The 21,134-nt window shown below is 66.0% G+C and carries 17 protein-coding genes; 11 read left to right on the top strand and 6 right to left on the bottom strand.

The genetic code is table 11. The annotated features are described in order from the left end of the window. Positions 1–36 precede the first annotated feature (36 nt). On the bottom strand, positions 37–1,350 hold the full coding sequence (locus QQ25_RS01290; RefSeq protein WP_039376707.1) for a cytochrome P450: 1,314 nt from the start codon (positions 1,348–1,350) through the stop codon (positions 37–39). Between the two features lie 124 nt (positions 1,351–1,474). Here QQ25_RS01290 and QQ25_RS01285 point away from each other — a divergent pair, with 124 nt between their 5' ends. The 5 genes from QQ25_RS01285 (at position 1,475) to QQ25_RS01265 (ending at position 6,766) form a co-directional block, all read left to right on the top strand. After that, complete coding sequence (locus QQ25_RS01285) at positions 1,475–2,137, top strand: TetR/AcrR family transcriptional regulator (RefSeq protein WP_039326770.1); 663 nt, start codon at positions 1,475–1,477, stop codon at positions 2,135–2,137. Then, positions 2,134–3,147: a magnesium transporter CorA family protein gene (locus QQ25_RS01280; RefSeq protein WP_039326768.1), complete on the top strand. Its 1,014-nt coding sequence runs from the start codon at positions 2,134–2,136 to the stop codon at positions 3,145–3,147. The genes QQ25_RS01285 and QQ25_RS01280 overlap by 4 nt, the downstream gene beginning before the upstream one ends. Before the next feature lie 117 nt (positions 3,148–3,264). Beyond that, positions 3,265–4,791 carry a Re/Si-specific NAD(P)(+) transhydrogenase subunit alpha gene (locus QQ25_RS01275; protein WP_039326766.1) on the top strand — a complete coding sequence of 509 codons (1,527 nt, stop codon included), beginning with the start codon at positions 3,265–3,267 and terminating at the stop codon, positions 4,789–4,791. A gap of 36 nt (positions 4,792–4,827) precedes the next feature. Further along, entirely contained in the window at positions 4,828–6,267 is a 1,440-nt protein-coding gene (pntB, locus tag QQ25_RS01270; RefSeq protein ID WP_039327376.1) for a Re/Si-specific NAD(P)(+) transhydrogenase subunit beta, read from the top strand. Between the two features lie 115 nt (positions 6,268–6,382). Next, the gene (locus tag QQ25_RS01265; protein WP_039376706.1) at positions 6,383–6,766 is read left to right on the top strand and encodes a RidA family protein; all 384 of its coding nucleotides are present in this window, start codon (positions 6,383–6,385) and stop codon (positions 6,764–6,766) included. Positions 6,767–6,841: 75 nt separating this feature from the next. Here QQ25_RS01265 and QQ25_RS29960 read toward each other — a convergent pair whose 3' ends face one another. Continuing rightward, positions 6,842–9,412, bottom strand: a complete 2,571-nt coding sequence (locus tag QQ25_RS29960) for a cadherin-like domain-containing protein (protein WP_234711819.1) — start codon at positions 9,410–9,412, stop codon at positions 6,842–6,844. A 405-nt stretch (positions 9,413–9,817) separates the two neighbouring features. Here QQ25_RS29960 and QQ25_RS01255 point away from each other — a divergent pair, with 405 nt between their 5' ends. From QQ25_RS01255 to QQ25_RS01245, 3 genes are all read left to right on the top strand, one after another. Beyond that, positions 9,818–10,978, top strand: coding sequence for an ROK family transcriptional regulator (locus QQ25_RS01255; RefSeq protein ID WP_039376704.1), 1,161 nt, complete (start codon positions 9,818–9,820; stop codon positions 10,976–10,978). A gap of 101 nt (positions 10,979–11,079) precedes the next feature. After that, positions 11,080–12,726 (top strand): BamB-related PQQ repeat family beta-propellar protein, encoded by a 1,647-nt coding sequence (locus QQ25_RS01250; protein ID WP_082017364.1) that lies wholly within the window; start codon positions 11,080–11,082, stop codon positions 12,724–12,726. Positions 12,727–12,772: 46 nt separating this feature from the next. Continuing rightward, positions 12,773–13,912, top strand: a complete 1,140-nt coding sequence (locus QQ25_RS01245) for an acyl-CoA dehydrogenase family protein (protein ID WP_039326761.1) — start codon at positions 12,773–12,775, stop codon at positions 13,910–13,912. On the opposite strand, the gene QQ25_RS01240 is transcribed toward QQ25_RS01245, so the two are convergent. Next, positions 13,887–14,801 (bottom strand): alpha/beta fold hydrolase, encoded by a 915-nt coding sequence (locus QQ25_RS01240; RefSeq protein WP_039376701.1) that lies wholly within the window; start codon positions 14,799–14,801, stop codon positions 13,887–13,889. The genes QQ25_RS01245 and QQ25_RS01240 overlap by 26 nt on opposite strands. Before the next feature lie 92 nt (positions 14,802–14,893). On the opposite strand from QQ25_RS01240, the gene QQ25_RS01235 reads away from it, so the two are divergent. Beyond that, on the top strand, positions 14,894–16,516 hold the full coding sequence (locus QQ25_RS01235) for an LCP family protein (RefSeq protein ID WP_039327370.1): 1,623 nt from the start codon (positions 14,894–14,896) through the stop codon (positions 16,514–16,516). A gap of 6 nt (positions 16,517–16,522) precedes the next feature. Here the strand turns inward: QQ25_RS01235 and QQ25_RS01230 are convergent, their stop codons facing one another. Together QQ25_RS01230 and QQ25_RS01225 are read right to left on the bottom strand one after the other, a co-directional pair. Beyond that, the gene (locus tag QQ25_RS01230) at positions 16,523–17,689 is read right to left on the bottom strand and encodes a sensor histidine kinase (protein WP_039376699.1); all 1,167 of its coding nucleotides are present in this window, start codon (positions 17,687–17,689) and stop codon (positions 16,523–16,525) included. Positions 17,690–17,691: 2 nt separating this feature from the next. After that, the gene (locus QQ25_RS01225) at positions 17,692–18,330 is read right to left on the bottom strand and encodes a response regulator (protein ID WP_234706244.1); all 639 of its coding nucleotides are present in this window, start codon (positions 18,328–18,330) and stop codon (positions 17,692–17,694) included. A gap of 90 nt (positions 18,331–18,420) precedes the next feature. On the opposite strand from QQ25_RS01225, the gene QQ25_RS01220 reads away from it, so the two are divergent. After that, positions 18,421–19,302 carry a LysR family transcriptional regulator gene (locus tag QQ25_RS01220; RefSeq protein WP_039376698.1) on the top strand — a complete coding sequence of 294 codons (882 nt, stop codon included), beginning with the start codon at positions 18,421–18,423 and terminating at the stop codon, positions 19,300–19,302. A 46-nt stretch (positions 19,303–19,348) separates the two neighbouring features. After that, entirely contained in the window at positions 19,349–20,662 is a 1,314-nt protein-coding gene (locus tag QQ25_RS01215; RefSeq protein WP_234711818.1) for an MFS transporter, read from the top strand. Here QQ25_RS01215 and QQ25_RS01210 read toward each other — a convergent pair. After that, positions 20,608–21,093 carry a nuclear transport factor 2 family protein gene (locus tag QQ25_RS01210; protein ID WP_039376697.1) on the bottom strand — a complete coding sequence of 162 codons (486 nt, stop codon included), beginning with the start codon at positions 21,091–21,093 and terminating at the stop codon, positions 20,608–20,610. The two genes, QQ25_RS01215 and QQ25_RS01210, sit on opposite strands and share 55 nt — an antisense overlap. Positions 21,094–21,134: the final 41 nt, after the last annotated feature.

Below are 21,134 nucleotides of genomic sequence, written 5' to 3'. Positions count from 1 at the left end.
TCAAGATCGGGCAGGTCCCCACCGAGAGTACCGAGTTCAGCAGACCAGACCGGCGGGCTCCGTGCGCCTGGTTCCCAACAGGGCGGGCAGCTTCACGTACCCGTGCAGATTGACCAGCCCTCGCGGGCAGGGAGTCTCGGTCAGCCGCAGGTCGGGGTACGCCTCGAACAGTGCACGCAGGGCGACGGCGCCTTCGATACGGGCCAGCGCCGCGCCGAGGCAGACGTGGATGCCCGACGCGAACGCCAGGTGGTCACGCGCGTTGGGACGGGTGATGTCGAAGCGCGTCGGCTCGGCGAACACCCGCGGATCCCGGTTGGCGCCACCCAACAGAACCGCGACTATGGTCCCGGCCGGCAGCCGCTGCCCGGCGATCTCGACGTCGGATTGCGCAGTGCGCGCGGTCATCTGCACCGGGCTTTCGATGCGCAGGATTTCCTCCACCGCAGCGGGCCACAGGTCCGGATTGTCGCGCAGCAGGGCGAGTTGGTCGGGGTGCTGCTGCAGCAACACGATCCCATTACCGATGAGGTTGACGGTGGTTTCGAATCCGGCGCCGATCAGAAGCGCTGCGTTGGCGGCGAGTTCGTGGTCGGTCAGCGTGTGGTCGGCGGCCATCTTGGTGAACGGGTTGTCTTCGGCCGCTCCCGCGCGGACCTTGTCGAAGAGGTCGGCGAGGAATCCGTCGAGCTCACGCATCCCGTCGATGCCGCGCCGATACGTCCGCCACGGAATCCCGACATCGAGCAGTGGCGCCCCGTCATGGCCCCACGCGAGCAGTTGCGCATGGGATTCGCCCGACAGGCCGAGAATCTCGGCGATCATGGCGACCGGAAGGAGGGCGGCGAAGTCCGCGATGAGATCGGGGCGGGGCGTACCGGCGAGCCGTTCGATGAGTTCGGTGGTCACCTCGGCCACCCTGGTGTCGAGCTTGTCGATCGCGCGCGGGGTGAAACTCTGTGCCACCAGCTGCCGGTACTGGGTGTGCGCCGGCGGGTCGACGATGACCATCGCCGGCGGCTCGACCGGGTTGGCCACTTTCGGATCGGTCCGGTCCAGCAGCTGCTGGACCGGCTTCGGCATGCCCATTCCCGTGGGTGGGGTGACGCCGAACCGCTTGTCCCTCAGGATTTCCCGGGCGACCCCGTGGTCGACGGTGACCCAGACGAATGGCGTCTTCACCAGTGGGCCGCGTCGGCGGATCTGCTCCATCAGCGGATACGGATCGATGCCCTTGCCATGGCTGGAGATCAACGCACCCATCGGGTTGCCCACCCGGCCCTGAAATGACATGAACGCCTTCGGTACGGCATGCAGCGCCAGCCAGCGAGTCCACAGTCCGATGCTCATAACGCCCTCCCTCGCAGGCCCGAACAACTATGGTGAGGCTTGTGAGACGACGAGACGCTAAATGTCTCGCTGGTCTCGATGGCTAGGCTACGGCCATCGGGTCGCACGGGCAAGGAGGGATTTCGTGGCTTCCACGCGAACAGCGGACTTCGTGCGACGCCTCGCCGAACCGGATCCCGCCATGCTGGCCCGCGTGCGCGAGCCCGACCCGATCAGCATCCGGATCCTGTCCGCAACGCTCGAACAGGCGGAGCTCGTCGGAATCCGGCGCACGACGATGGAGGACGTGGCCAGGCGCAGCGGTGTCGGCCGCGCCACGCTCTACCGACGGTTCCCCACCAAAGACGCCCTCATCGACGCTCTTGTGTTGTCCGAGGCGCGCCGCTACCTCGAGGGCAGCGCGCAGGCCCGGGCCCATGCCGAAACACTTGAAGACCGGCTCGTCTATGGCACCGTCTTCACGGTGACCTTCCTGCGGGACCACGCCCTGCTCAAGAAGCTCCTACGTACGGAACCCGAGACGATTCTGCCGAGCCTGACCGTCGACGCCGGGGCCATCATCGATTTCGCGACGCAGCACTCGGCCGCACAGTTGCGCACCGACCTCTACGGGTCGGCCGAAACCACTCCGGCACAGGAACGCCACCTCCGCACCGTCGCCGAGCTGCACACCCGACTTACGTTGTCGTTCATCGTGACTCCACACACCGGCATCAAACTGACCAGCCTGGAAGAAACCCGCGACTACGTGCGCACCTACCTGCTGCCGATGGTGGCGACCACATGAAGAATGTGCAGGGACGAGTCTGGCGGGCCGGAAAGCCGGTGGACGGTTTCACGTTCTCGGGCATATCGGATTGCCTGGCCGAAGAGGACGCGCTGGTGTGGGCCGACATCTACGACCCCGACCACGAGGCGCTGCGCGAGCTGGCCAAAGAACTCGGGCTCAACATCTGGGCCGTCGAAGACGCCGTCGCACCCAAGGAACGCACCAAAACCTCGGTGTACCAATCTCATACGTTCTTCACGGTGTACGCGATCGACACCCGGAAGCCCGACGAGGACCTGGCGCAGGACACCTCGATGTTGCTGAAACACCGCATCTCGGCATTCGTGCTGCCGCGTGGGCTGATCACCGTGCGACTGCCCAGCGTCAACGGTGCGGCCACCGAGTTCGACATCGGCGAGGTGTCCCGACGCTTCGATGACCTCGGCGGCCAGCGGTACGGCGTCGGCGCCCTGGTGCACGGTCTGCTCGACGTCGTGGTGGACGGGCACTTCGAGGCCGTCGAGGTGCTGGACGATGCCATCGAATCACTCGAGGATGAGTTGTTCGCCGACGGCGGTCCACGGCGCGGCCTGCAACGGAGGACCTTCCAGCTGCGCAAGGACCTGGTCGAACTGCGCCGGGTGGTGCTTCCCATGCGCGAGGTCGTCAGCACCATCCAGCACCGCAGGCTCGACTCCTCAACGGAACCCGCGCTCGATCCACTTTATGCCGACCTGTACGACCACGTGCTGCGGGCTTCGGAGTGGACCGAATCCCTGCGCGACATGGTCACCACGGTGTTCGAGACCAACCTTTCCCTGCAGGACGCCCGGCTCAACACCGTGATGAAGAAACTCAGCGGCTGGGCGGCCATCATCGCGGTACCGACCGCAATCACAGGTTTCTACGGCCAGAACGTCATGTACCCCGGGATCAACACCGTCGTCGGCTTCATCGCCAGCAGCATTTTGATCGTTGTGCTGGTCATCCTGTTGTATGTGATGTTCAAACGCCGGGACTGGCTGTAGCAAAAACTGCGCCATGGGTCACATCCCCCAAAAGGGGCATGGGCGTTATCTGAACACAAATGCGACACTCTTTCGGGCTGAACCAGTAGGCCCAACGAACAGAACGGAGCGGATTCGATGCTCATCGGGATCCCGCGCGAGTCTCTACCTGGGGAAACGCGCGTCGCCGCCACACCGCAGACTGTCGGGCAGATCATCAAGCTCGGGTACGCGGTAGTCGTAGAGTCCGGCGCCGGTGCTGCCTCGAGCTTCTCCGACGCCGCCTACGTCGACGCGGGTGCCGAGATCGGTCAGCCCTGGGACGCGGACGTCGTGCTGAAGGTCAACGCGCCCGATGATGCCGAGATCGCCAAGCTGCGCGACGGAGCGACGCTGGTGAGCTTGATCTCACCCGCTCTCAAGCCGGAGCTCGTCGAGAAGCTGTCCACCCGCCCCATCACCGTGCTGGCCATGGACGCGGTGCCGCGCATCTCGCGGGCCCAGTCGCTGGACGTGCTGTCCTCGATGGCCAACATCGCCGGCTACCGCGCCGTGGTCGAGGCCGCACACGCCTTCGGCCGGTTCTTCACCGGCCAGGTGACCGCAGCGGGCAAGGTGCCGCCGGCCAAGGTGCTCGTCGTGGGTGCCGGTGTGGCCGGCCTGGCCGCCATCGGTGCCGCGGGCAGCCTCGGCGCGATCGTGCGCGCCACCGATCCGCGGCCCGAGGTCGCCGACCAGGTCGCCTCCCTCGGTGGCGAGTACCTCTCCGTCGATCCGGCCGCTGCCGAGGTGTCGGCCACCGGCTACGCCAAAGAGATGGACGACGACTACAAGGCCCGCGAGGCGGCGCTGTACGCCGAGCAGTGCAAGGACGTCGACATCATCGTCACGACGGCACTGATCCCCGGCAGGCCCGCACCGCGCATCATCACCGCCGAGATGGTGGCGTCGATGAAGGCCGGCAGCGTGATCGTCGACATGGCCGCGGCCAACGGCGGCAACGTCGAAGGCACCGTGAAGGACCAGGCGATCGTCACCGACAACGGCGTGACGATCATCGGCTACACCGACCTGGCCGGCCGTCTGCCCGCCCAGGCCTCCCAGCTGTACGGCACCAACCTGGTGAATCTGCTCAAGCTGCTCACCCCGGAGAAGGACGGCAAGGTCGTCCTCGACTGGGACGACGTGGTGCAGCGCTCGGTGACCGTGGTGCGTGACGGCGAGACCACCTGGCCCCCGCCGCCCGTGCAGGTCTCCGCCGCCCCGGCCGCCCAGCCCGCTGCCGCGGCCCCGGTGGTCAAGGAAGAGAAGCAGCCGATGTCGACCGGGCGCCGGCTGGGCGTCACGTTCGCCGCGGCGGCCGCGATCTTCGCCCTGATCGCGATCTCCCCGGCCGCGCTGCAGGTCCACCTGACCGTGTTCGCGCTGGCGATCGTGATCGGCTACTACGTGATCGGCAATGTGCACCACGCGCTGCACACCCCGCTGATGTCGGTGACCAACGCGATCTCCGGAATCATCGTGGTGGGCGCCCTGCTGCAGGTCGGCCACGGCAATGCGCTGGTGACCGCGATCGCGACCTGCGCGATCCTGCTGGCCAGCATCAACGTATTCGGCGGCTTCGCGGTGACGCGTCGCATGCTCGCGATGTTCTCCCGCAGCTAGAACCTGCGTGCCCACTGAGACTTTGGAATGGATTCCATGTTCACCCTAGAAAACGTTGCCACCGCCGCCTACGTCGTCGCGGCCCTGCTGTTCATCCTCGCCCTGGCCGGACTGTCCAAGCACGAGACGTCAAGGGCCGGAAACACCTTCGGCATCGTCGGCATGGCGGTCGCCCTGATCGCCACCATCGCCCTGGCCTTCGAGCACAAGATCGAACCGCTGGGCCTGGCCCTGCTGGTCGGCGCCATGATCGTCGGCGCCGCGATCGGTCTGTGGCGCGCCAAGGTGGTCGAGATGACGGGCATGCCCGAACTGATCGCACTGCTGCACAGCTTCGTCGGTCTGGCCGCGGTGCTGGTCGGCTGGAACGGCTACCTGCACGTCGAGGGTGATGTGGCCGGCGCCGAAGCCACCAAGCTGGCCGGCGAAGGCATGCTCGGCATCCACTCGGCCGAGGTGTTCATCGGCGTGTTCATCGGTGCCGTCACCTTCACCGGTTCCATCGTGGCCAACCTGAAGCTCTCGGCCCGCATGAAGTCCGCACCCCTCATGCTGCCCGGCAAGAACTTCCTCAACATCGGCGCGCTCGTGGTGTTCGCCGCGCTGACCGTGTGGTTCGTCATCGAACCGCACCTGTGGCTGCTCATCGTGGTGACCGTGCTGGCGCTGCTGCTCGGTTGGCACCTGGTGGCCTCGATCGGCGGCGGTGACATGCCCGTCGTGGTGTCGATGCTCAACAGCTACTCGGGCTGGGCCGCGGCCGCATCGGGCTTCCTGCTCGGCAACGACCTGCTGATCATCACCGGCGCCCTCGTCGGCTCCTCCGGTGCCTACCTGTCCTACATCATGTGCAAGGCCATGAACCGGTCGTTCATCTCGGTGATCGCCGGCGGCTTCGGCATCGAGGCCGGCCCGGCCGAGGACAAGGACTACGGCGAGCACCGCGAGATCAACGCCGAGGGTGCGGCCGAACTGCTCGCCCACGCGGACTCGGTGATCATCACGCCGGGCTACGGCATGGCCGTGGCCCAGGCCCAGTACGGTGTGGCCGACCTGACCCGCAAGCTGCGGGAGCGCGGCGTCAACGTCCGCTTCGGCATCCACCCCGTCGCCGGCCGCCTGCCCGGGCACATGAACGTGCTGCTGGCCGAGGCCAAGGTGCCCTACGACATCGTGCTCGAGATGGACGAGATCAACGACGACTTCGACGGCACCTCCGTGGTTTTGGTGATCGGCGCCAACGACACCGTCAACCCGGCCGCAGCCGAGGATCCGAGCAGCCCCATAGCGGGTATGCCGGTGCTGACGGTGTGGAACGCCGACCACGTCATCGTGTTCAAGCGCTCCATGGCCTCCGGTTACGCCGGCGTGCAGAACCCGCTGTTCTTCCGCGAGAACACCCAGATGCTGTTCGGTGATGCCCGCGACCGCGTCAACGACATCCTCGCGGCCCTGCCCGTCGCGGAGCACGTGTAGTTTCTCTGCCCAGCAGACGTGAAGACCCCCTATTTCTCCGGAAATAGGGGGTTTTCGCGTCTTCTCGCGGTAGGCCGGTGCCCGACGCGCAACTGCGCTGAATCAGGAGCTATACATGAAAATAGTTGTCCCGCAGTGGATGCAGCCGATGTACGACGCCCACCACTTCGCGCCCGCGGTGATCGACGGCGAGCACCTGCACTGTTCGGGGATGATCGGCATCCGACCCGACATGAGCGTGGCCGAGAATCCGCGGGAACAGTTCACGCAGGCCTTCGAGAACCTGAACGGGCTGCTGGCGGAGGCCGGGCTGACCTTCGCCGACGTCACCGACATCACCAGCTACCACGTCGGCCTGCGACAACATGTGCAGGTGTTCGGTGAGGTCAAAGACGAATTCGTGGCTGCACCGTACCCGGCCTGGACCGCCGTCGGTGTCACCGAGTTGGCGATCCCTGGCGCGCTGGCCGAGATCCAGATCATCGCCCGGATGCGTTGAACGCCAACCGCTCCGACGCGCTCACCGTGAGGTGAGCGGGCCGGAGCGGCTGGTGTGTTCGGATACGTTCAGGGACTACATGTTGGCCCGATCCTCGTCGATCCTGTCCTGATCATTGACGCTCTGCACGTCACCATCGAGGTCAGAGGTGATGTAGCCGGTCATCGTGCGCTGGAGCTTGTTGATGGTGGCGTCCGCCTTCAGATACCCGGTGTGCTCACCCGTCACGGCGATATCAGCGACGTAATGGATGTTTGACTGGCTGGCGGTGGTGTCGGTTGACTCGGTGCCGTTGAGGATCATTCCCTCCTCGTTGACGTAGTCGGTGTAGGTGACGGTGCGGACGATGTGTCCCGTCGTCGGATCGGTCATCTCGCTGACCACCGCGGTGCCTCCGCCCGCGCCGGAATACGTTCCGGTGGGAGGCAGCGGTGCCGGGCTGGGCACGTAGGTCTTGAGTTCCGGCGCCCAGGTGGGATCCGGGGTCACCAGATTGCCCTCTACGGGTCCGACGCTGGTCGTGTACTTCAAGTTGGCGATAACCAACCGGGTGTCCGTCTCATCGTCCTGGCTGGCTTCCCAGAAGGCCACCGCATCGCCGGTGGTGTTCCAGCTCGCCATGCTGCGGGCGGTGTAGCCGTCGCCGTCGACGAACACCGGAATCCCGTACTCGCCCTTGAGGTCATCCTCGATTGCGATGACCCACTCTTGGTTCGTGATGTTCGTCGAATCCCCGGTGCCTCGGTACTTCTCGTACACCGCGCCTTGGATGTCCGCCGGTAGGAACGCCGGCCGCACGATCCGTGACATCGGCGTCAGCGCGTCGTACCCGCGGGTGCTGCCGACCGCGATCCACTGCCCGTTGGGCGACATGTCGATATCTTCGTCGTAATCGAGGTTGCCGGTCAGCCGCGTCACTTCACCGGTCTCCAGGTCGACCACGATGTCGTCGACGTTCCCGGCCTCGTAGCGCCCGCCGAGGATGATCACGCCCTTGCCGTCAGGTGTCCACTGCTTGCCCTCACCGACTGGGTAAACCACACGGGCATCGGCGATTTCATAGCCGGCGGCCGTGCGCTCCAACCTTCCCACCACCGGCACCGCCGTGATGAGGCCGGTCGGGGTCATCTGAATCTGGCTGAACAGCACATGCGTCCCGTCCGGCGAGATTCGCATCTCGCGTTGCGGGTCGAGGACGCGAGCCCCGGCCGGCGGCGAGACGACCGGAACCAATTGTTTGCCGTCGGCAGTCTCTTCGTAGACGACGTAGGAGTTCGGGCTGGTCCTCACTTGGATCATCAGCCGCCCCGTCCCGTCGTCGAACGGATCGACTCTCCCCAGCCCTCCGGTGATGTCCGTGGACACGCCGCAGGTAATGCACTGGACATCCGTACCGTCGACGCTGATCTGGTAGATCTCCTCGCGTCCGCCCTCGGCTGGCGTTGCCGCGAAGTAGAGAGACTGTCCGTCTTGGGCGAAGCGCGGAGTATTCGGGTTCGTGATGTTATCGGGCAGGTCGAGGATGACCCGCTCCACCTCGGGGCTGAGAACCGTGACATCGATGTCGTTCTGGGCGGTGCGCGGTTTGAAGAGCGCCAGCAGGTTGATCTTGTCACCGTCGGTGACCGACACGGTGAACGAATCCATCTGCGCCGCTTCGTAATCAATGTCGTCCGGGGTGTAGGTAAACTCGCCGGTCTCCTGGTTGATGGTGACCGTGCCGTACTTCGGCTGCTCGGTCACCGTGTAGATCAGCTCATCACCTTCGGCATCGGTAACGCCGATATTGCCGGTCACAGTCTGGCCCGTCTGCACTGTTGTGGTGGGGGCACTGACCACCGGCGCCTGGTTGAACAGATTTCGCCGAACCCAAGCCAACACCGCCCAAGACGCCGGATTCACCGGCTCCGGCCTAGACGGATCCGACGCAAGGAACGGATTGAAGATATTGGTGACGATGCCGTTGAGAACTCCCGCGGAACCATCGGTCGCAGCGACAGGCGCGACAACCCCCTCCGCAGGCTTCGCAACGGCAAAGGCCGTGGCACGCACATCGCGTGCGGCAGAGGAGAATACGGCCTCGGCTTCCTCGACCGCCGACTCCAGACCCACATCGCCGATCTTCTCGGCGACCTTGGCGGTCACCCGATCGCCGATCGTGCCGGTGACCTCCTGAACCCGCTCGGTGACCTCCTCAGTTTTCGCCAGCGAACGCTGGAGGGTTTCACTGAGCTTCACCGGCCCAACCGGCGCCGTGGTTTTGGATTCGGAATCCGACACCACCTCCACCGCCCGCGGCGCCGCCGCCTCGGGCAACGCAACCTCAGGCAGTGAAACTTCCGGCAACGAGAGCACCGGCAGGGACAACTCCGGCTTCTCCTTGCCGCCACTACCCGTCAGCACCGTCTCCCGCACCTTGTCCGGTATCGACGACAACGCCTCCAGGTGCACGTCGATCGCCCCCGCGAGCCCCTCCGGCTTGCCCGGCTCCCTCTGCGCCCCACCGCTACTGCTGATCGTCACACCCGGCGCCAACTGCCGCGTCGACGACGTCTTACCCGACCGCTTCGGCTTGACCGGCTTCTTGGCCCAGCCCTCGTCAGGACCCTCCGCCGATGTTCCGCTCTTGCTCGACGGCGAGGCCACCTCCGAGGAGCCAGTAGCGGTTGGCCCCGTTGAAGTCTCACCAGACGACGAACTCGCAGAGGTCGACGCGGAGGAATCCGAGGCCGCCCCGGTGGTATCGGCTGCGGCGACACCGTGGCCCGAAGCGAGCGCGGCTACCAGCCACCCCGTCACCACGACGCCGCTGTAGGCACCGATACGCGCGGTAGTTTGGGATGTTCGACCAAACGGCGTCGCGATTGCCGGGTTGCTCGACGAGCGAGAGGTGAAAGAGGGATTGAAGAGCGGATTGCGAGCTGTCATGGCTTGGCTCCGATGCCCTAGGTGTCTATTTAATTTATGTGACGAACTTAATAGCAGCATATTGTTGACGCCGTCAAGGAGGTTCCGCTGAAACGGTCAGAATCGGCGCGACAGGAATCGCAGGTGCTCCACCTGCTGCACCGCCAGCGTGTCGTTCATCTGCTGCGGACCGACGGTCCGCTGGCCCGGGCCGACCTGGCTGACCGACTCGGCCTGAGCCGACCATCGATCACGGCGATCGTCGGCGAACTGATCGCCGACGGCACCCTCGTCGAACTGGAATCCCGCGTGGAAGGACCCGGTTACCGTGGTCGTCCCCGCAAACTACTCGGCTGCAACCCACAGGCTCGGCGCGTGTTGGGGATCTGGATCGACGGACGTCGCGCACGCGTTGTTGTGGCCGATGCGACGGGCAACATCTCTATTGAAGACGAGACGCCCACCGGCGGCAGAACTGCGGCTGCGGTGATCAAGTCGATCATCCGGATAGCCAAGAAGCTGATCGACGACCCCAGTGGCGGTCCCGTTGCCGCGGCGGGCATCTGCATTCCTGGATTCGTCGATGGCACAACCGGTTTCGTCGTCGATTCGAAAGCGCTCGGCTGGTCCGATGTGGAACTGGGAAAGCCGATCTCCCGCGCCCTCGGCATACCGACCGCAGTGCAGGACGCGACCCAAGCCATGACACTTGCCGAGACCATTGCCGGTGACGCCAGGGAGGTGCGCTCAGCGCTGGTCCTCAACTGCGGCGGCCACGTCGATGTCGGATTGGTCATCGGCGGGCGCCCGTACTCGGGCGCGACCGGGGTTGCCGGAGCGATCGGTCACATGCCGGTGTCCGGGAGCACCGCGAAATGCACGTGCGGGCGGATAGGTTGCGTCAACGCCAGTATGTCGCTCAACGCCATGCAGGCGGTCGCTCCTCATACCGAGAATGTGCCGCTGAAAGAGATCGACCTTGACGCGGTCGCATCGGAAACCAGCCGAAATCCAGGCTCGCAGAAGATCATCCGCGAGGTGATCGACCAGATCGCGAGCATGGCCATCCTCATCGAAGCGATCTTCGACCCGGAGGTCCTCATTCTGTCGGGGCTCATCGTCGAGTTCGAAGACCTCATCGTCGCCCTTCAGGCCCGCATCGAGGAGATCCGACCGCCCGAGCGGCAGGGGCGGACGACCACCGTGCGCTCACAGATCGGCCGTGATTACCGGGTCGCCGTCATCGTCGCCCTGCAACAACTCGATCCCGACATCGCTGGGCTGTTGCACACCCCGAGTTCGTAGGCGCCCACCATCCATTCATTCCGCAAATTGGGTGGCCGGCCCGTTCCCGCGCTCTAATAGGGTGACTGGATTGCCGGCCCGGTGATTGATGGAGGGGTTCAATGACCTACCCGCCCGCGGGTTTTCCGCCGCCGTCCGGACCGTATCCGACACCGGATCCGTTTCAGGGGATGTCCTCACCCGCCTATCCCAACCCTTTCCAACAGGCCGGCCCGCCACCATCCGCCCCGAGCCCTTGCGGGGCCGACACCTGGCAGCCTCCCGTGTTCCAGGCGGGATACGGGCCGACCCCTCCGACGCCGGAACCACCACGCGGAAGCAAGCGATGGTTGGTGATAGCGGTGGTGGCTGCCGTCGTCGTCGCGGCCGCGGGCACCGGGACGCTCCTGTGGTGGCTGAACGCCCGCGACGACGCATCGAGCACGGCCGCGGCATCGCCGCTGCCCACGTCGGTGCCGCCGCTGGGTACGCTGCGACCGCCACGCGATCAACTCGTGCCGTCGCTCGAAAAGCCACTCGGAGAACCGAAATGGAGCTTCCGAATAGGGAGCTCCCGAAACGACATCTTGGGCGGCGACTCCTACACCGTGGTGGTCAGCGTCAACGACTACGGCGGCAACAAGGGTGTGATCGCGGTGGACGCGGGGAATGGGCAGCCGCGCTGGCCGAAGCCGGTGATGCCGGCCATCCTGCAGGGCCGCGACCTCGGGAGCATGTTTTCGAAGTGCGTAATCGATCGCGCCGCCACGACCATCGGATGTGCCTTCGGTACCGGTGTCGGCGACGAAGAAACAGCCAAAGGGATCGCGCTCGTATTTCTCGATACGGCAACGGGAGCCGAGAAGAACACCACCATGGTGCCCGGGACGTACTGGGGAAACACCAGAGGGATGTACAGCGCCGGCGACGGGTTCGTCGCAGTGCTCGACGATGAGGTGGTGGGGTATCGAGCAGACGGCTCAGAATCTTGGCGAACCCGCTACGAGCGAGAGAACCCGCAGGCGGGCGGTCATCACAACGTCGCCTTATACGGCGATCAGGGCATCGTCGTCACCCTCGATGGCCGAGCACTCGACGCCGATACCGGCAACACCATCCTCCAAGGCGCGAACTCGGTCGCAAGCGCTGCCTTCGCGTCGGGGTTCGGGTTGTCCGACGCGCAGACGATCAACTTCTACGATTTCACCGGCACAAAGACAGCAAGTATCCCGAGCGAGGGCTTCGCGTTCGTCGACGGATATTCGACCAACGGTTACCACTGGTCGGTGGGCCTGGATCTCCAAACTCCCGGGTCATCGGGCCTCTACTACCCGCTCGCATACAACAAAGCCACCGGCGACCTGCGTGCCTTCGACCCGGCATCCGGTCGCGTCCTCTGGAACCGGCACATCGATCAAGACGCGTCGCACGGTGTCGCAGCCTATGGGAACGGAACCACGTGCTTCATCGCCGTACGTGACGAGCGCGTAGTGCGGGTGAAGGTGCAGACATGTGAAACCGACAGTGACAACCCGTTCATAGAAGTGCCGACGAAAATCGACCTCGGCACGTACTTCATGTTCCTCGGGTCCGACGGCCAGCGCATGCTGTTCGGTGTCGACACCGAGAACAACGACGAAGTGGTGGCCATCGACGGGACCACGGGTCAAGAAGTGTGGCGGAAGAAGTCCGATCCCAATTTGGCGTTGTCACTCTGGGCGGGCAACGGGTTGTATTCCACATACGACGGTGTGTGCCGCTGGTTGTGACCTCACCCGCGTTCGACGCCGAGCAGGGAAACTAGGATGTGCAACTATGCCTGTTGACCGCCTACTCCCCTCTGACGAGGCGCGCGAGCTGATCGAGCTCACCCGGGACATCGCCGACAAGGTGCTCGATCCGATCGTCGACGAGCACGAGAAAGCCGAGACCTACCCCGAGGGCGTCTTCGCCCAGCTCGGCGCGGCGGGGCTGCTGAGTCTGCCCCAGCCCGAGGAGTGGGGCGGCGGTGGCCAGCCCTACGAGGTCTACCTGCAGGTCCTGGAGGAGATCGCCGCGCGGTGGGCGGCCATCGGTGTGGCAGTCAGCGTGCACAGTCTTTCCTCGCATCCCCTGCTGGCCTACGGCACCGAGGAGCAGAGGAAGCGGTGGCTGCCCGGCATGCTGTCCGGCGAGCAGATCGGCGCCTACAGCCTGTCCGAGCCGCAGGCCGGATCCGATGCCGCGGCACTGAACTGCAAGGCCACCCGCGACGGCGACGGCTACGTGCTCAACGGTTCCAAGGCCTGGATCACCCATGGCGGTAAGGCTGATTTCTACACCTTGTTCGCCCGCACAGGAGAGGGCAGCAAGGGCATCTCGTGCTTCCTGGTCCCGGGCGATCTCGAGGGGCTGAGCTTCGGCAAGCCCGAGGAGAAGATGGGCCTGCACGCGGTCCCGACCACCTCGGCCTTCTATGACAACGCGCGCGTGGACGCCGGACGACTGATCGGCCAAGAGGGACAAGGCCTTTCGATCGCGTTCTCCGCGTTGGATTCCGGCCGACTCGGGATTGCCGCGGTGGCGGTGGGCATCGCCCAGGCCGCCCTCGACGAGGCCGTTCGGTACGCCAACGAACGAACCACCTTCGGCCGCAAGATCATCGACCACCAAGGCCTGGGTTTCCTGCTGGCCGACATGGCCGCCGCCGTCGTCAGCGCACGCGCCACCTATCTCGATGCCGCCCGTCGTCGCGATCTCGGCCTGGCCTATTCGACCCAGGCCAGCGTCGCGAAGCTGATCGCCACCGACGCCGCGATGAAGGTCACCACCGATGCCGTGCAGGTGTTCGGCGGCGTCGGCTACACCCGCGACTTCCGCGTCGAGCGCTACATGCGGGAAGCCAAGATCACCCAGATTTTCGAGGGCACCAATCAGATTCAGCGCCTGGTCATCTCGCGGGGGCTGGGTTCCTGACAAATGGCGTCACAGCGGCCAGGAACTGGTCGGGCTGCTCGACCATCGGCGTATGCCCGGAGCCCTCGATGATCACCGGAGGAAACCCGGCCGCGGTGTAGCGCTCGACATTCGGCGCCGTCGGCGTCAGCACATCCTGCTCACCCCACAACACCAGCACCGGCTTGTGCAGCGCGGCAAGCGTTTCCACAACGGGGTGCGGGCCCTCGGTCGAGTCGCACACCCCGGCATAGGTCAACCGCTCCAAGGAGCGGTGCGCGTATGCGGGGACCGGATAGTCCGCGGCGAAGCCGGTCTGCAGCGAACTCTCGGTGATGGCATCGACGGTGCGGAAGCGGTCCAGTGCGGGTCCGATCACCGGCCAGCACACCATCTTTCCCAGCAGCGGCATGGTGACCAGATCGTCGGCACCCGGGGTATCGGACACCACCACGCGCTCCACCAGGTCCGGATATTGCCGGGCGAGTTCGGCCGACACCGCCCCGCCCATCGAATGCCCGATCAGCACCGCACGACGCACGCCCAGTTGCACCAGCGCGTTGCGTACCGCCTTGGCCTGCTCGGCCGAACCATAGGCAGCGCCGTCGCTGGGCGCCTCCGAGCCGCCATGGCCGACCAGATCGATCGCGACCACCCGCTGATCGCGCGCCAGCTGCGGGGCCACCCGCTCCCACCACTCGATCGAGGCCGAATAGCCGTGCAGCAACACCAGGGCCCGGTCACCCGGCGGCCCGTACTCCCGCACGTTGAGATCGGGGCCGTCCAGCTCCAGCACATGTCCACCTGCGAAGGGCTCGGCCGGGCGATGCCCCTTGGTCACCACCAGTTCGTTCACCAGCAACGCCAGGACGGCCAACACCAGCACGCCCACGGCGATGCGCAATTTCATGGTGCGCACGGTAGTGCCCAGGCGCCGGGGTTGACCAGCGTTTTTCCCCGGTGGGCGCAGGCTCAGCGAACGGCCGCATAATGGCAGGTGCCATGAACGCACCCGCCCACACCGCCAGCACCCCCCGGCACCGCATGCCGCGTCGTGGCGTACGGGCCGCCCGCCGCGCCGCCGTGGGCCTGGTGGCGGTATCGGTGCTGGCCGGGACCGGTGCCGGATGGGTGTCCTACCACGGCGCCCTGGACGGCATCACCACGTCGAACGCTCTCGAAGGCGGCCCCGTCTCATCCGGGGACACCGAGAACATCCTCATCATGGGGCTGGACAGCCGGCTGGATCAGCACGGCAACCCGCTGCCCCAGGACATCTACGAGGCCCTGCATGCCGGCGACGAGACGGTCGGGGGTTACAACGCCAACGTGCTGATCGTGGTGCACCTGCCCGGCAACGGCGGCCCGCCGACCGCGTTCTCTATCCCCCGTGACGACTATGTCGAGTTGGCCGGCTGCGACGTCGACCCCTGCAAGGGCAAGGTCAAGCAGGCCTACGGTTGGGCCTACCAGCGCGAGATGGAGTCGGTGGAGGACTCGTCCGAAGATCCGTCGGTGCATGAACAGCAGGCCCGTGAGGCGGGGCGCAGGGCCCAGATCGCCACGGTGCGCAACCTGCTCGGCATTCCCATCGACCATTTCGTCGAAGTCACCCTCGGCGCGTTCTTCCAGATCGCCAAGGCCGTGGCGCCGATCACGGTGTGCCTCAACGCCGACACCGCTGACCCGTTCTCCGGCGCCGACTTCCGCAGGGGCGTGCAGCAGATCGACGCCGCGCAGGCGATGGCCTTCGTACGTCAGCGCCGCGATATCAATGACGAGAACTTCACCGACCTCGACCGCACGCGACGCCAGCAGGCGTTCATCGCCGCACTGGTATCGGCGCTCGGCAAGAGCGGGGCCCTGTCCAGCCCCACGATGCTGCGTGATCTGCTCAATGTCACCAAACAGAATGTCGCGCTGGATTCAGGTTTCGACCTGGCCAGCTTCGCCAGCCGGGCCTCGGCATTGACCGGTGCGCCGCCCACGCTCTACACGTTGCCCATCAAGGAGTTCGGCCAGAACTCGATGGGCGAGGACATCAACATCGTCGATGTCCCCACCATCCGAGCCATCGTCAAGGACCTCGTGGCCGAACCGGGCAGCACCACCAGCGCTCCCGTCGCACCAGCGCATGTCCTCGAAGGTCACGGCGCGGTGCTCGACGTGGTCAACGCCTCCACCTACTCCGGACTGGCAGCGCAGCTCGAAACCACGTTCTCCGCGAACGGGTTCACCCCGGGCCAGATCGGCGACGCCGAATCGCTGGCCGCGGTCACCACGATCGACTACGGGGCCGGCGCCGAGGCGGCCGCCCAGTCGCTGGCCGGTGAGCTGGACGTGATCGCCACTCCCTCGTCGGAGATCAGCCCCGGGACGGTACAACTGACGCTCGGCACCGATTTTCCGGGAGACGAGTACCTGACCGGATCGAGTGAATCGTCCACGGCCGATTCGTCGGACTCAGACTCGGAGTCGACGTGGGACTCCTCCGGCGAGACGACAGAGGAAACCACACCCAGCACACCGGTGACCACGGTGGCCGCGACCGCGTCCGGCACCAAGTCCGCAGCGCCCACCGATCTCAGCCAGATGAAGGTCTCCGGCATCCCCTGCGTGAAATAGTCGCGGTTACAGCGTGATCCGGACCTGAGCACCGAACCCGGCTTCCGAACTGATCGCCATCGAGCCACCCATGGCCTCGACGCGGACCTGCAGCGAGGCCAGCCCGATGTGCCCTTCGGCCACCGATTGGGCCACCGTCGATGGATCGAAACCTCTGCCGTCGTCGGCCACGGTCAGCACCACCCGGTCCCCCGAGCGGTAGAGGCCGACCGAGATCGTGCTCGCGCCGGCATGTTTGTTGACGTTGGCCAACAGCTCGCGAGCCGCGCGGTACAGCAACGCCTGACCTTCGGGATGCCCGACATCCTCGAGATCGGTCCGCACGGTGACATCTGGCTGAGACTCGTACTGACGCAACAATTCCCGCACCGCTGGGGTGAGGCCCAGCTGTGCCAGAACCTGCGGGTGCAGCGCCGTCACCGTGGAGCGCAGCCCGACCGCGGTCTCCTGCAGCGCCGCATGTATCCGGTCCAGCGCGGGATCCGGGGTGCGTTCGCGGATCTCGTCGAGGTCCAGGCGCGCGGCCAGCAGCGTCTGCAGCGGCCCGTCGTGAAGCTGTTCGGCCAGTTCGGCATTGCGCAGATCGTCGGCCCGGGTGGACTCCGACACCAACTGCCGTCGTACCTCCATGAGCGTCCGTACCCGCGCCGAACGCCGCGCCAGCACGAACGACAACGCGGTGGATGCGACCGCCAGCCAGGCCAAGAATCCGACGTGCATGTAGACGAGGTCGGGCAGTCCGACGTTGTCGTCCCGCTTGGAATAGAGAATCCAGACCACCAGATAACCCAGGGCGGTGCCGCCACCGAGCAGCGCCGTCAGCCACGGGCGATCCTGGAACGCAACGGATATCGGCAACAGGAAGAACACCGGGAGCAGTGCCGCGGTGGCACCGCCCGACACCGCACACAGGGCGACCAGCACCAGCACATCGACTGCGGTGGAGGCCCACTCGGCCCACGGCGGCATCGGCCCGCGGAACACCACGACCAGCCACAGCACCGCCACAGCGGCATACCCGCTCAAGATCACCGCGTACAGGACGGGCAGCCAGTGGTCGACGTCCCACACCGAGACCAACACCACGATCAGACCGATCAGGGGCAGCCGCAACAGCGCCGAAACCCGGACCGGTTGAGTGCTGAAGAATTCGACGACGCCGCCACTGGCCATGGTCAGTCCAGCAGGCGGCGGCGCATCGCCTCTGCGACCGCCGCACCCCGGTCGCTCACACCCAGCTTCTCGTAGAGCCGTTGCACATGGGTCTTCACCGTCGAAGGGGCCAGGAACAACTCCTTGGCCATCGCCGGGATGGAACGGCCCTCGGCGATCAGTGCGAGCACCTCGCGTTCGCGCGGGCTCAGCACCGGGACGTCGGGTTCGTTGCGCCGACGGATCTCACCGGCCAACCCCGCCGCCAGGTTCGGGTCGAGTATGTCGCGCCCCTTGGCACACGACAGCACTGCGTTCACCAGCTCACTGCGAGTGGACTCCTTGGAGAGGAATCCTGCCGCGCCCTGCTGCAGCGCGGTGTAGACGATGGCCGACTCGTCATGAGCGGAGACCAGCAACACCCGCGTGGGCAGCTCGTCACGGCTCACCGCGGCGGCCACCTGGGCCCCGTCGAGCTGCGGCATCCGGTAGTCCAGCACCGCCACCTGCGGTTGATGGGTCCGGATCAATTCCAGTGCGTCGGCGCCGTTGTCGGCCTCGGCCACCACGTCGATCTCACCGCTGGAGGTCAGGGCGCGCACCACGCCTTCGCGGAACATCGGATGGTCATCGCCCACCACCACCCGCACCTTGGCGGCCATGCGGCCCAGCATCCCACAGCAACCGACACGCCGAGCCCGATGAAGCATTTTGGTGCCGCGCGACATCGAAAATGCGGAAGAGTCATCACCATGCATCTGGACGAGCTGCAGTGGTTCGTGGTGCTCGCCGAAACCGAGCATGTCACCGACGCCGCAGCAGAACTCGGCATCAGCCAGCCGACCCTGTCGCGCGCGTTGGCCAGGATCGAAGAACAGGTGGGAGTGCCGCTCTTCGATCGGGTCCACCGACGCCTGAGGCTCAACGCCTACGGACACATCCTCTTGGAGCACGCTCGCCGCAGCATCGGTGAAATCCGTTCGGCCACCGAGAGAATCGCCGAGCTGCGCGACCCGGATACCGGGATCGTGAGGCTGGCGTTCCTGCATTCGCAGGCAGGCTGGTTCGTACCGGATCTCCTGCGGCGGTTTCGCGCCGAGGCTCCGTTGGTGCGCTTCGAGCTGTTCCAGGGTGCTGCCCACCACATCGTCGAACGCCTGGCCAACGGTGAGGCCGATCTCGCGATCACCTCGCCGCGGCCGGACGGCTTCCGCTGGCGCGGGCTCTACATGGAAAAGTTGTGCCTGGCGGTTCCGCGCGAACACCGCTTCGCCCGCCGGTCCCGCATTCGGCTGGCCGACGCAGGAACTGAACCCTTCGTCTCCCTCGCGCCGGATTTCGGGTTACGCCAGCTCACCGACGAACTGTGGGCCGAGGCCGGCATCTCACCTCCGATCGTCTTCGAGGCAATGGAGATTCCCACCATGGAAGGCCTGGTGGCCGCGGGTTTCGGCGTTGCCGTCGTGCCGGTGCCACGGCCCGAACGCGCCGAACCGGGCGCGGCCTACGTACCGCTGTCGGAGAGTTCGGCCAAACGTCAGATCGGCCTGACCTGGAACGCCGACCGGCAGCTGCCGCCGGCGGCGGCACGCCTGGCGGAGTTCGTCATACGTAACGCGCATGAGTTTGACTAAACTGATGCATTGGACACATCTTCGTCGCCGTCCTACCGTCGACTGAGTGTCCACCTCCCTGACCTCCGTTGACTGGCAGGGGCATTCACGTGGCTCGAGCGAATACCGGCGCCTGCTTGCCGCGCTGTTCTGCGCGGGAGTCGCCACCTTCGCCCAGCTCTACTCGCCCCAGGCCGTCCTGCCGCTGATCGCCCGCGACATGGGCACCGGCGCCGCCCACGCCGCGCTGACCATCTCGGCGGCCACGGTGGGTCTGGCGCTGGGCGTCATCCCGTGGTCCGCCCTGGCCGACCGCATCGGCCGGGTCCAGGCGATGACGATATCCATCACTGCGGCAACATTTCTCGGGCTCATCGTGCCGCTCGCCCCGAATGCGGCGCTGCTCCTGTCCGGCCGGCTCATCGAAGGGCTGATGCTGGGTGGAGTACCCGCGGTGGCCATCGCGTACCTCACCGAGGAGATCGACGCCGGACATGCCGCTCGAGCGGCAGGCACATACGTCGCGGGCACCACGATCGGCGGACTGGCGGGCCGGCTGGTTACCGGACCCATCGCCGAGTTCGCCGGATGGCGCGTCGGCGTGCTGGTGGTCGCGGTGTTGTGCGGTCTGTCGGCGTTCGCCTTCGTCAAACTCGCCCCGCCCGCGCGCGGCTTCACCCCGACCCGCAGTCACCGGCTGGCCCGGCGGCTGGCGCAGAACCTGCGCTCACCGCGTCAGCTCGTCCTCTACAGCCAGGGCTTCCTGCTGATGGGCGGATTCGTGGCGATGTACAACTTCCTCGGATTCCGGCTGATGGCCGCACCGTTCAACCTGCCGCAGACGCTGGTGAGCCTGGTCTTCCTGGCCTATCTGTCGGGTACCTGGGCTTCGGCGCGGGCCGGTGCCGAGGCCACACGGTTCGGCCGCAAGACCGTGCTGCTCGGCTCGATCGCCACGATGATCATCGGTGTCGCGATCACCATGGCCGGCAACGTCATCGTGGTACTCGCCGGCCTGGTGATCGCGACCGCAGGGTTCTTCGGTGCCCACGCGATCGCGTCGGGATGGGTCGGCGCCGACGCCGGTGACGGCAAGGCACAGGCATCGTCGCTGTACAACCTCTTCTACTACGCGGGATCCAGCTTGATCGGCTGGGCCGGTGGGCTCGCGTTCGACGCCGCGGGGTGGCCTGCCGTGGCAGGCACGGTGATGGGCCTGGCGGTGGTGGCCGGGGTGCTGGCCTGCACGTTAGGAGTGACGAAAGGCGGGCCGGTCGATTGCCATACCGGCGGGCCGGTCGATTACCACACCGGCGGGCCGGTCGATTACCAGAGCTCGATGTCCCGGCCGTACTCCGATTCGGGGCGCGGTCCGAAGTAGCGCCGCTGCGACTCGTCGATGAGGACATCGTTGATGCTCGCCTCGCGCCGCGACATCAGGCCCTCGGGCGTGAACTGCCACAGCTCGTTTCCGTAACTGCGGTACCACTGGCCTGCCTCGTCATGCCACTCGTACTGGAACCGCACCGCCATCCGGTTCTCCCGAAATCCCCACAGACTCTTGCGCAGCACGTAATCCAGCTCGCGCTCCCATTTCGCGGTCAGGAACTCCACGATCTGCTCGCGTCCGACGATGTGCAGGTCGCGATTGCGCCATTGCGAGTCGGGTGTGTACGCCAGGCTGACCCGCTGCGGGTCGCGGGTGTTCCAGGCATCCTCTGCGGCTTGGACCTTCTGGACGGCTGTTTCCAGAGTGAAAGGTGGGAGGGGCGGACGGGTGCCCTGTGGGATGGCGGGTGGCGATCCGGTCATGCCACCTTTCTACCTGTCTAACCATGTGGCTATCGTGGCTG

It is taken from the genome of Mycolicibacterium setense (assembly GCF_000805385.1).
Classification (GTDB): Bacteria; Actinomycetota; Actinomycetes; order Mycobacteriales; family Mycobacteriaceae; genus Mycobacterium; species Mycobacterium setense.
The sequence above is the reverse complement of the archived record's forward strand: the minus strand, read 5'-3'. Positions and strand labels throughout refer to the sequence as shown.

What these genes read in the sequence shown, in the direction of transcription:
- QQ25_RS01290 (WP_039376707.1), bottom strand. Translation starts at nt 1,350, where the DNA reads ATGAGCATCGGACTGTGGACTCGCTGGCTGGCGCTGCATGCCGTACCG.
- QQ25_RS01280 (WP_039326768.1), top strand. Translation starts at nt 2,134, where the DNA reads ATGAAGAATGTGCAGGGACGAGTCTGGCGGGCCGGAAAGCCGGTGGAC.
- QQ25_RS01275 (WP_039326766.1), top strand. Translation starts at nt 3,265, where the DNA reads ATGCTCATCGGGATCCCGCGCGAGTCTCTACCTGGGGAAACGCGCGTC.
- pntB (WP_039327376.1), top strand. Translation starts at nt 4,828, where the DNA reads ATGTTCACCCTAGAAAACGTTGCCACCGCCGCCTACGTCGTCGCGGCC.
- QQ25_RS01265 (WP_039376706.1), top strand. Translation starts at nt 6,383, where the DNA reads ATGAAAATAGTTGTCCCGCAGTGGATGCAGCCGATGTACGACGCCCAC.
- QQ25_RS01250 (WP_082017364.1), top strand. Translation starts at nt 11,080, where the DNA reads ATGACCTACCCGCCCGCGGGTTTTCCGCCGCCGTCCGGACCGTATCCG.
- QQ25_RS01245 (WP_039326761.1), top strand. Translation starts at nt 12,773, where the DNA reads ATGCCTGTTGACCGCCTACTCCCCTCTGACGAGGCGCGCGAGCTGATC.
- QQ25_RS01240 (WP_039376701.1), bottom strand. Translation starts at nt 14,801, where the DNA reads ATGAAATTGCGCATCGCCGTGGGCGTGCTGGTGTTGGCCGTCCTGGCG.
- QQ25_RS01235 (WP_039327370.1), top strand. Translation starts at nt 14,894, where the DNA reads ATGAACGCACCCGCCCACACCGCCAGCACCCCCCGGCACCGCATGCCG.
- QQ25_RS01230 (WP_039376699.1), bottom strand. Translation starts at nt 17,689, where the DNA reads ATGGCCAGTGGCGGCGTCGTCGAATTCTTCAGCACTCAACCGGTCCGG.
- QQ25_RS01225 (WP_234706244.1), bottom strand. Translation starts at nt 18,330, where the DNA reads ATGGCCGCCAAGGTGCGGGTGGTGGTGGGCGATGACCATCCGATGTTC.
- QQ25_RS01220 (WP_039376698.1), top strand. Translation starts at nt 18,421, where the DNA reads ATGCATCTGGACGAGCTGCAGTGGTTCGTGGTGCTCGCCGAAACCGAG.
- QQ25_RS01210 (WP_039376697.1), bottom strand. Translation starts at nt 21,093, where the DNA reads ATGACCGGATCGCCACCCGCCATCCCACAGGGCACCCGTCCGCCCCTC.